At 34.0% G+C, this 10,403-nt stretch carries 8 protein-coding genes and 2 pseudogenes; 4 read left to right on the top strand and 6 right to left on the bottom strand.

Going from position 1 to position 10,403, the window contains the following annotated elements; all coding sequences use genetic code 11:
• The first annotated feature begins 740 nt into the window (after nt 1-740).
• Nucleotides 741-887: a YrzI family small protein gene (locus AC1DCY_RS25945; RefSeq protein WP_477355230.1), complete on the top strand. Its 147-nt coding sequence runs from the start codon at nt 741-743 to the stop codon at nt 885-887.
• A 457-nt stretch (nt 888-1,344) separates the two neighbouring features.
• Here the strand turns inward: AC1DCY_RS25945 and AC1DCY_RS25940 are convergent, their stop codons facing one another.
• The 4 genes and pseudogenes from AC1DCY_RS25940 to AC1DCY_RS25925 all read right to left on the bottom strand — a co-directional run bounded on the left by AC1DCY_RS25940 (nt 1,345) and on the right by AC1DCY_RS25925 (nt 5,081).
• Nucleotides 1,345-1,965, bottom strand: a complete 621-nt coding sequence (locus tag AC1DCY_RS25940; protein ID WP_477355227.1) for a hypothetical protein — start codon at nt 1,963-1,965, stop codon at nt 1,345-1,347.
• A 465-nt stretch (nt 1,966-2,430) separates the two neighbouring features.
• A pseudogene (locus tag AC1DCY_RS25935) lies at nt 2,431-2,862 on the bottom strand (DUF2268 domain-containing putative Zn-dependent protease); the annotation flags it as partial.
• 309 nt (nt 2,863-3,171) lie between these two features.
• Nucleotides 3,172-4,236 carry a threonine aldolase family protein gene (locus AC1DCY_RS25930; RefSeq protein ID WP_477355224.1) on the bottom strand — a complete coding sequence of 355 codons (1,065 nt, stop codon included), beginning with the start codon at nt 4,234-4,236 and terminating at the stop codon, nt 3,172-3,174.
• A gap of 35 nt (nt 4,237-4,271) precedes the next feature.
• A complete protein-coding gene (locus tag AC1DCY_RS25925) occupies nt 4,272-5,081 on the bottom strand; it encodes a TrmB family transcriptional regulator (RefSeq protein ID WP_477355220.1) in 810 nt (269 codons plus the stop codon).
• 755 nt (nt 5,082-5,836) lie between these two features.
• On the opposite strand from AC1DCY_RS25925, the gene AC1DCY_RS25920 reads away from it, so the two are divergent.
• Complete coding sequence (locus AC1DCY_RS25920; protein WP_477355217.1) at nt 5,837-6,616, top strand: alpha/beta fold hydrolase; 780 nt, start codon at nt 5,837-5,839, stop codon at nt 6,614-6,616.
• Between the two features lie 435 nt (nt 6,617-7,051).
• Here the strand turns inward: AC1DCY_RS25920 and AC1DCY_RS25915 are convergent, their stop codons facing one another.
• The gene (locus AC1DCY_RS25915) at nt 7,052-7,711 is read right to left on the bottom strand and encodes a hypothetical protein (protein WP_477355214.1); all 660 of its coding nucleotides are present in this window, start codon (nt 7,709-7,711) and stop codon (nt 7,052-7,054) included.
• A 685-nt stretch (nt 7,712-8,396) separates the two neighbouring features.
• Here AC1DCY_RS25915 and AC1DCY_RS25910 point away from each other — a divergent pair.
• Entirely contained in the window at nt 8,397-8,546 is a 150-nt protein-coding gene (locus AC1DCY_RS25910) for a YjcZ family sporulation protein (protein ID WP_370082344.1), read from the top strand.
• Nucleotides 8,547-8,815: 269 nt separating this feature from the next.
• Here the strand turns inward: AC1DCY_RS25910 and AC1DCY_RS25905 are convergent, their stop codons facing one another.
• Nucleotides 8,816-9,253 carry a VOC family protein gene (locus AC1DCY_RS25905; protein ID WP_477355210.1) on the bottom strand — a complete coding sequence of 146 codons (438 nt, stop codon included), beginning with the start codon at nt 9,251-9,253 and terminating at the stop codon, nt 8,816-8,818.
• A gap of 416 nt (nt 9,254-9,669) precedes the next feature.
• Here AC1DCY_RS25905 and AC1DCY_RS25900 point away from each other — a divergent pair.
• Nucleotides 9,670-10,403, top strand: a pseudogene (locus AC1DCY_RS25900) (tyrosine-type recombinase/integrase); the annotation flags it as partial.

The raw sequence follows: 10,403 nt of genomic DNA, 5'->3' as shown, positions 1-10,403 counted from the left end.
GACTTAGCATGATTTAACCATTTAACTAAGTAGACCTGAACTTTCCAAATCAAGTATTTGGACGGTTATTTGGTATACACAAATTTAGTATAACATGATATTTTTATTATTTTTAATGATAATTATTGACAACTATTAGCTGGTTTTGTGGAAGATTGGTTTTCAACTAAAGCCCCCTTTACTTTAAGTACAAAAATTCTTAAGCACATTAAAATTCCACAAAGTTCTAGTTTTGGTTTAGGTTTTCCTTTAAGTTGTCCTTAAATTTTATAATTCTAAACCATTGCTGAAATCCCTGTCTTAATAATAATTATGTTTTTTGGCTTTAAGTCTTCTATATCTTCTATTTGCTACTCCGAAAAAATCAGGTAACTAACAATGTAAAGCAGCAAAGTGTTTTTTTTCTAGCCATTAACAAAATCAGGAAAACTTAGTAAGAGATGTTTACAAACAACTTAAAGATGGATATACTTACAAAGTAAACAAAAATTCTTAAGGAGGTCGAATGAAATGATCGTTATCGTTATATTGATGTCATTGGTAGTTACAAATTCAGTAAAAATGAAAATCACACATTCGACCAGATCGGAATGGATCGCTTAAGGTTTTTTTGTAATTAAGCATACCCATACCGCAGGGAGAAGTGTGCCCCTGCGGTATTTTTGTGTCTTTTTTCACCGTAGGGGAGTCTCTCTACGGTTTTTTTCATTTTTCATGGTAATTTAAGGAGGTGATAATAAATGATATTAAACATTTTTGCTCTCACGATAACTATTACAAAACGTGAGATCTCTCATGAGAAAGCACTTCATAATGAAAATGCGAAAAAAATCTTTGAAGAGAACCGAAGAAAAGTAGAAAATTATATTCGTATTCGTCAATATTAATTTTGTTAATTAAAAAAATGAAAGGTGGGAATTGAAATGATTTATATGATCAAAAGACGTCATGCAGTTTTATGGGTGGAGAAAGACACAACCACCAGATGAAGTAATATAAAGTGACAATATAGCTATTTAATTTTATAATCTCCGTAAAGTTAACCCGTTCTAATCTAGGACGGGTTGCTTCAGGAGGTATTTTGCACTTTTGCGATATTTTACACATACAACTTGATGTAGTTTAAGAAAATGCGGAATTACAATGTTAGGGAAATTCTAATTCTAAAAAGCGTAATTCCTCGATATTAAAATTGAATTTGGCAATTTTTGTCTTAATTCCATTATTCTGCCCCGTTAGCCATCCATGTAGCGCAAAAAACAGCGCCCGATTGTTGAATAACATAAAATGGTTCAAACAATTAATCTTTAGTTTTGTGATAAAGCCCGCTTGTCTTTTGCTTAATTACTCACACAGAAACAAGCATGAGCTATCGAATCTTTCAAGATTATCTGATACGAAGTACCAATGATTATCAATTTTCTTATAATCCATATAATAATCAAATTCTTTGGCAGTCGGAAATTCGCCTGTAGACGAATAAATAAATCCCTCAGTTAAACCCCGCATTTCCAGAAACGGTTGTTCAGCTGATTGAAAAAAGACAAAGAATTTATTTTTCGAATGCATACCTGCTCTGATTGTCGTGGATTTAACAGCATTCATATATTGTGGAGGTGTGTAGTAAAAGGAAAACCCTTTATTGAGGCTTGCTTCTTTTTTAATTTCCCCATCGCCCAGCATTCGAATGATTTCTTCCCGATCCTCTTTATAATGGTAAAAATTCACCTCTGTTCTAATCAATGGCGGCAAAATAAATACTATCAATAGTGTTATTAGTTGAATAGTGATTGGAACCCATTTATTTTGAAATAAATAAATGATGGAGAAAAGAAAGATGAACAAAAATAACCCATATGATAATAACGCGAATTTAAAAGAACCATTATCGAAAATCTTAAATCCAGTATAAAACAATAGCAAAATGCTACTACCTATTGCAAAGAAGATTATATATTTCTTCATAATTGTTACCCTCCTAAGATGTTATGAAATATAAATACTATGTAAAAACACCAATAATTTATAATCATTGATTAGATTCCATTTTTATTTTAACATTCCTCTTTGATATTCCCATCCCTCGTTATTATACAGAACTATCTTCAAGAAAATCTTCCTCCATAAAATGGCCCGATTGTGGAACACAAGTTAAACATCAATGTTGAACTAACCTGCCCAGTTAGTAAAAAACGTCCTCACTTGTTGGAGAAACGCCACCGTTCCAATTTCATTCCATAGAATACTTTACCTATCAAATCTTAACAATGTATTGCCTTATTTTATATATGTAATTTTTTCCTCTTTCAACTAAATTGCTCCGTTAGTTCAATAAAGAAAAAAAGAGCTGCATACGCAACTCAATGACTTTTAACTAATCATTAACATATATTTACCCCTAGAATATATGTTAATTCATTCATAGATTTGTTATTTATAGTTTTCAAGATAATTTCCTTTTTCAAAAATTTCTTTTGCACTTAGGGCAGTCCATTCCTCTGGGGTTACATTTGGGTGCAAATCAAGATAGGATTTTACCATTTTATAGCCCTCACTGTAACAATAACGACTAGGAAGGCCATTACCTCCCAGAATAATTTCGTAAGACCGATTAAAGTCATACTTTTCGAGATCTAATACAATTTTTGACCAATAATATTTGTTGAATGTTGAATAAATTGGAGCAATATCAATATCAGGATAAACTAACTTTTCAAACATAAACGCCTTTCCTTCAAATATTAGGTTATCCAAAACAGTAAAAGGTGGAGCATTACGTAAGTACTTCTCTGTCCAAACACTATGATGATATTCGTGAGCCATGCTAGACCTTAAAACATCTTCGGTATAATATTTGTGGAAGGAAGTTCCTAAACTAACTTGCTCCGTTCGTATTATAAGGTCAGCCAGATATTTCTGGTTGATCATTTTTCAAATGGTTTTATTATAGCAGTAGCCAGGGTAGAACGTAACTGCTCGTGGGGCTTGACCCCGTCAACTAAACCGTTCGCCCCCCACGTGCCTAATAAACTTTTAATAGAAAATTATTGACAAACTATTAGCTGGTTTAGTTTAGTGCATTCCTTCACAAACTACAACATCGGGATACATTTAAAATACAACAGATTAGAGAATCTGAATTTTTATCCCTTCAATTGAAAAACTATTGGTTCAAATCAATACACCATTCACAGATTCCGATTCTAATTCCTTAATATCCTTTATCAGCATTTCAACATGCTCTTCTTTTGTAGCCCAACTAGTACAAAATCTAACAACACTGTGTATAGGATCGACTTTCTCCCAAAACGTAAAAGAATATTTTTTGGACAATTTCTCTAACACATCATTAGGCAAGATGGGAAACTGTTGGTTTGTTTTGGAATCGTATCGTAATGAAAATCCTTTTTCAACAAACGCCTCTCGAATCATCATCGCCATTTCTACGGCATGAGTAGAAATTTCATAGTATAAGCCATCTTCAAACAAGGTTTCAAACTGAATCCCTAATAATCTCCCCTTTGCTAACATTCCACCCTTTTGCTTGACCAAATACCGAAAATCTTTTTTAAGGTTATCATTTATGATGACTACGGCTTCCCCAAACAATGCTCCAATTTTCGTTCCACCGATATAGAACACATCACAAAGTCGGGCAATATCTGCGAAGGATAAATCGCTGTCTTTTGAAGCTAGACCATATCCTAATCGGGCGCCATCCAATACTAAAGGCAAATCACATTCCTTACAAACTTTGCTCAATTCCTCCAACTCAGATTTACTGTAAGTCGTCCCATTCTCGGTAGGGTGCGAAATGTAAACCAAGCCTGGCTGAACCGTATGCTCATGAGCGCCATCATTCCAATGAGTATCAAATAATTCTTTTACCTGTGCGGCTTGAATTTTTCCATCATCACTCGGCAAAGTAAGTACTTTATGACCAGTGGCTTCAATTGCTCCCGTTTCATGTACTGCAATATGGCCTGTAATTGCAGCAACTGCACCTTGATGCGGACGTAATATGGAAGAGATAATCGTAGTATTGGTTTGTGTTCCTCCAACTAAAAAGTGGATATCTGCATTCTCTACATCACACGCTTTTCTAATATAATTTCTGGCCTTTTCACAGTATTCATCCATACCATAGCCAGGTGTCTGCTCTTCATTGGTCTCCATTAATCGTTGCAGAATGCGCTTATGAGCACCTTCTGTATAATCATTTTCAAATCGTATCATCCATATTTCCTCCGAACTATTGTATTTATTGTGAATCATCTCTTTACGTTTTGAACAATATAAGTTAATAGGTCATTATCTTGCAATAATGAATTAAACTTGTCATTTCCCCATTTTTCCGTAACAACTTTCATCATCATATCGTGACGAATATATTCTTTAGCTAAAAGAACTAACATTGGTTCAGTTGTTTGAATTGCCTGAGGGATTTGACCGTCAATAAAGCCCGCAATCAGTACCTCTTGATTATCTTGAATAGTAATTGTTAATCTTTGGCTCATTCTATTTTTTTCAACTGAAGCTGTATACTGACGATGAAAAAATGCATTTCCAAAAGATGAGGTTTCTTCATCTGTAAAGAGTAATGAATACATTGTAGTTCCTTTATTAACTTGTTCTTCAGCAGAACTACGCAATTCACCCAATTCCTCTTCCCATGCAGAAAGCCAAATCTCCTCCTTCGATGCCTGCATTAATTTTTGCATGGCATGAATGATTTTCGCTCTCCCTTCAATATGCTTAATCACATTCACTTCTACAGGTTTTTCAATAACTTGCAATTCTTTCTCTAAAAAGGTAAGTGTCTCCTCTGTTTGCCTTTTTCGATTCATGACCAGTTCCTTTACTGGCACTGGAGTATAAGTTGGTGGTTCGGTTCGCAACTCTGTGATTGCTCCTTTTGCTACTAACTTCGCAATGACTGCATACACCATAGAGCGAGGCACACCACTCTTTTTACTGATTTCATATCCATTAATAACAGGCTCTTTCAGTAATGTTATATAAACCTTTGCTTCATTTTTCGAAAATCCAATCTCTTCAAACCTCTCAATTAGATCGACCATAGTATCTCCTTATTAGTAGTTATAACTATTACAACTATAATTTTTTAAATTTTTTTGTCAATACAAAGTTGTAATAATCCTTACTACTATATAGAATTTTTTAAAAGATTGATTCATAGTCAAAAAATTTTTAAAAAAACTCCTAACTAAAGAGTTAATGTCTTCTTTAACTAAACTTCTCTGTTAGTTCAATAAAGAAAAAAAGAGCTGCATATGCAACTCAATGTTCTTCAAGTAAAGCACTCGTTAGCCATCATGTAGCGCAAAACCAGTGCTACACCACAGAATATGAAAGATGTTTAAGTTCTTTCATGGGAGTTGAATAAGCACCTTTTCTTTTATTGCACATTTTGTTCGTACTGTGAATCAAGCTGTTTTCTTTTTTGTGATTTCTTCTTTTAAAATTTCTATAAAAACAGGCATAACTACTTCACAAAATGTTGAATGACCTTGACCTTTCTTGTATTCGATATCATGCCGTCATATAGGTCAGGAATTACATGATTCAATGCATCTATACTAGCAATTGCAAAATGAAAAGCTTCATGAGATATGTTGTTGCAATCGCTAACCAACTCTTCTATGTCTAACCAAGCAGTAGAGGCATCATCACTTTTCGTTTTTGCAACAAGGTAATATTCATCAGAAACTTCCTCGCACTATCTCAACTAAGTTTATCGCCAAAATTAGGCATACACTCTGCCTTGGATGAATATCTTAATGGGAATTACTTTTTAATAATTGGAGTGATACACTTGGGATACTTTGTAACTGTCGAACCTGGCGTCAACGTATTTATAGAGGACATCAATCCGAAGGGAAATAAAACGATACTTTTTATTCATGGATGGCCGCTAAACCATAACCAGTTCGAATATCAGTTCAACTTCCTTCCAACGCTTGGATATCGTTGTATCGGAATGGATTGGAGGGGATATGGTAATTCGGATAAACCTTTTAGCGGGTACAGTTTCGATAGATTAGCAGATGATGTCCGCATGGTCATCGAGACGTTACAGTTAACAAACATAACCCTGGCAGGACACTCTACAGGAGGCGCGATCTCGATCCGTTATATGGCTCGTTACAAAGGGTATGGGGTATCTAAACTCGTCTTGATCGACGCTGCCTCTCCATCTAGCGTTCCAAAAGAATTTACAAATAAAATCATCGAAGATACAAATCATGACCGACCGCAAATGCTGCAAGACCAAACGAGGAATTTTTTCTTTCAGTATATTTCCGAACCGAAATCCGATTGGTTCGTTTTAATGGGATTAAAAGCGGCGAATTGGGCGACTTCCGCCATTATGGTCACACTTAGAGATGAAAATGTTTACAACGATCTCGGTCAGATCGATGTACCCACATTAATTATTCACGGAATTCATGATAAAGTCGTTCCGTTTACTCAAGCTGAGGAAACAAATAAGCTGATCAAAAATTCGATGCTAGTTCCGTTCCAATACAGCGGCCATTGCGCTTTTTTAGAGGAGCGCGATAGATTCAACCAATTATTATCTTCTTTTGCATAACGACTCGGAATAGCAACACCGTCGCCAATTAATTCGTAAGCGTCAAATGGCCCCCACCTTAAATAGATGAGGGTTAATTTATGCTGATTTATGATTTAAATACGCGGCAGTCAACGGCCACGGCAGTAGTCGATCCAGTTCTTCCGGATCTTTCTGGTCTGATAACAGGCATAACTACTTCAAAAAATGTTTTTGAAACAAGGTAATTTTAACCGAGTTCCGGAGGGTTATTTGAGTTTCGATTTTTAATATAACATGAAGTGTTTTTTAATTTAAAAGATTTTTATTGACAATCTATTAACTGGTTTAGTTCAATAAGAGGTTAGATAAAAAAGGACTTACTGTTAAAAGTAAGTCCTTTGTGTATCTTATAAGAATATCTCGTCACAACTTAAGAATTTTATCATGTATAGCGAGGGTTTACGTAGTACATCATTATCCCTGATCTTGACCTTCATCTAAACTAAATTCAGTTACTTTCTTAAGGTCTTTATTTACATTAACTAAACATGTTTTTCCTCCATCATATTTAAAATAAAAATGATAGTACAAATCCTCTTTTGAATCTTTAGCTGCATTTACTTCTTTACTTTGTAGTTCTGAAAATTCATAGCTTTTACCATCTAATATGTTATTCTCTTTAACAAAGTTAGTTGCTAAATTTTTAGCTTCATCATAAGAAAAATCCTTATAATTTTGATTTTTAGCTTCTCCTGGATGATACTGTAGACTTACTATCTTATTAGTTTCAGCGTCTAATACTGCAGTATATTGAATGGCTGTATTTCCATTTATAAATTTACTATTTTTATTACTCCATCCTGTTATATAAAATTTGTGCCCGTCTATCTCATAAAACTCATTGTTTCTTTCATAAAAGTTTTTAGTATCTATTGTTTCATTAAAATTCTTTTGAAAAGCATTAAGTGCTACTTCTTTAAGTTTATTTTCTTTGTAACTGCCTTGTTCAGCAGCCTGTTCAGTCATTACTGTATTCTTTGGCACTATATTATTTGATGCATGTGCAATAGCTGTAACACCTCCAGTACTTAATATCCCAACTAACGCTAATCCCAATATTTTCGTTGATTTCATAATATTTTTCCTCCTGTAATCGCAAGTTTTAAATTTGTTTTACTTCCTTGCTATAACTGAAGTATAGTAGATAAATCTTAAGAATCTCTTATTATAACTCTTAAGAAAATATAAATATTATTAGTATCAAAATGAGAAAGCGAATCATTAAGCTTATACACCACAGAATATGAAAGAAGATTAATCAAAAAAGAGCGCATAAGCAACTCAATGATCTTTAATTAAAGCCCCAGTTAGCCATCCATGTAGCGCAAAAACCATCAATACACCACAGAGAATAAAAGATTATTTCGTTCTTTCAGGGAGTTTAAGTGTGATTCTTTACAAATTCTTAGATATTCGCAATGAAAAGTAGATCACTCCATATTTATTAATTCCTCATATTGTGCCGTACCTACCTTGTTTGTAAATTTATTTAAAGCTGTACTTCTATTTTTTAAATCAATTTCACAGGCAATTCACTATACAAACATTGCTATCACATCATAATAATAGTAAGGTAAAGCTAATTTAGCCTTACACCTCCTATTCTTTTTACTAAGGGTCACTCCATCCCAAGTGGCTCTTTTTTTATGGTCTTATCTCACAAAAATATATTTTTTAATGCCTATAGCTAAATGGTTTAACAACCATACTCCTTCTCCGCAACCAACATATTATGTATTGTAGAAAGGAGGTGTTTTTTATGGGATACTATGGCGGAAATGTTGGTGGCATTGGTAACTGCGGCTATTCCGGCGGCGGTTATGGTAATGGTTCTGCATTTGCCTTAATTGTTGTTCTATTTATACTTCTAATTATTGTCGGCGCTACTTTCTTAAATACAGGGTATTAACATTTCCGATGTAAGGGTCGCCCTCCCAGCCTGGTGACCCTTTATTAATTTCTTACATCAAAATGCCCCCACCTTACTGAACATTTTCTTTGAGATATTCATTCAAAATAGTTATGAAATTTATAGTTTCACTTTGGTATCTCTGTTTAAAGTAACCTTCTACTCCTTCTACTTCAACTAACCTGTACCGTTAGTTTAAGTACATTTCTTCACAAACTAAAAATTAAGAAAGTAACAAAGAGTCGTACTTTCATTTTAATTAACAATACTTATTTGATTTCCTCAGCCAACTCCAAAATAATTCCTTCTGGACCACGAACGTAGCATAATTTATAACTTTCTTCATATTGTTGTATCTCACTAAAGATTTCTGTACCCTTCTTTTTCAATTTGGCAACAACAGCTTCAATATCTTCAACAGTAAATGCAATATGTCGGATACCCAGTGTATTTGCAATGGGTTGCTGAATATCTTTTTCATCTGACGGTGTATAAAATTTGGTTAGCTCTATCCATGTCTGACCGTCTGTCGTTCCCAATCCAACACACGCTACTTTAACGTCATTAAGCCCAACTGCATATCCCATTAACTCTCCTTCCATTTCCCATTCCCCTTTCACCTCAAGTCCAAAATTGAGAAAAAACTCTTTAGCGGCAGAGAGATCATTTACGATTACACCCACATGATCTATTCTTCGGATCTTCAAATTTCATACCTCCATTGTTTCTGTTATTTTGCAATATCCTGTATTCAAATTCTAGTATTAACAAAGGGACGATTAATATAATAATAAGATACCAGCATTGCCAGTTGCATGGCTTTAGCCATATTAAAGAATGTGTTGCAGAAAATAGCCCTCTTGTTATACCTACCACAACACCTAGATACTAAAATTCCTTTTTAAAAGTAATTTTACAAATAAATCCATTTGATCCGATAAAAACAGATGAATAAATTGTATCATTCGTTTAGAGTATGGAATATTCCTTCTTGAACCATCCTGCCACGTTAGTGAAGTATTTATTTTTCTATGTATACTCTTTCTAGTAATTTGGAAATAATTCCTCTATAAAATAATATTTTTGGAGGAATGTATTTAGTTAATATCAAAAGCATGGGAAAATTGAAGGTTTTTCCTTACAAACTTTAAAAGCATATCGACTTCAGGCGGCATTACTTACTCGCTATTTTAAAGATGTTGATATTGAGCCACTTACGACTGTTCAACTAAAAGAGTACTTAGCAAAAACTAGTGTGTATCTTAAACTCTCTAGTCTTGCTCACCGAATTCGTTTTATGAAATATTGTTCCGTTGGTCACATGAAGAAGGACATATCTCTAAAAATCCAGCAGCTAAAATAAAAGAACCAAAAGTCAGAAAACGAATTCCTAAGTTTTTAACAAACATCTAAGAGAGGCATGCCATACTCCCCTGGAAAAAGCGATATTTGAGTTTATGTTTTCAACAGGATGTAGAATTGGAGAAATTGTTTCACTAGAGAAGAATAATATTAATTGGTCAGAACGCTCTGCAATCGTTAGAGGTAAAGGAGATAAAGAAAGAAAGAAAGAAAGAAAGAAAGAAAGAAAGAAAGGTTTACTTTAATATCCGCTGTGATATTTGGTTTAAACGATACATTGAAAGTCGTCAAGATAGAGATCCAGCTATTTTTGTTACTGAAAGAAATCCACATCGTATGAGTATTACGCAAATGAGGTATATCATTAAACGAATCTCCAGTCGTGCTGGAATAAATAAGATATACATCCCCATCAATTAAGACATAGTTACGCTACACATCTATTAAACAATGGCGCACCCATTGAAGTAATTCAAAGTTTAATGGGGCATGAAA

It is taken from the genome of Lysinibacillus sp. 10T31 (assembly GCF_056394365.1).
The sequence above is the reverse complement of the archived record's forward strand: the minus strand, read 5'-3'. Positions and strand labels throughout refer to the sequence as shown.

Bases quoted from the DNA above. Each gene is read 5' to 3' on its own strand.
- AC1DCY_RS25945 (WP_477355230.1), top strand. From the start codon at position 741: ATGATATTAAACATTTTTGCTCTCACGATAACTATTACAAAACGTGAG.
- AC1DCY_RS25940 (WP_477355227.1), bottom strand. From the start codon at position 1,965: ATGAAGAAATATATAATCTTCTTTGCAATAGGTAGTAGCATTTTGCTA.
- AC1DCY_RS25930 (WP_477355224.1), bottom strand. From the start codon at position 4,236: ATGATACGATTTGAAAATGATTATACAGAAGGTGCTCATAAGCGCATT.
- AC1DCY_RS25925 (WP_477355220.1), bottom strand. From the start codon at position 5,081: ATGGTCGATCTAATTGAGAGGTTTGAAGAGATTGGATTTTCGAAAAAT.
- AC1DCY_RS25915 (WP_477355214.1), bottom strand. From the start codon at position 7,711: ATGAAATCAACGAAAATATTGGGATTAGCGTTAGTTGGGATATTAAGT.
- AC1DCY_RS25910 (WP_370082344.1), top strand. From the start codon at position 8,397: ATGGGATACTATGGCGGAAATGTTGGTGGCATTGGTAACTGCGGCTAT.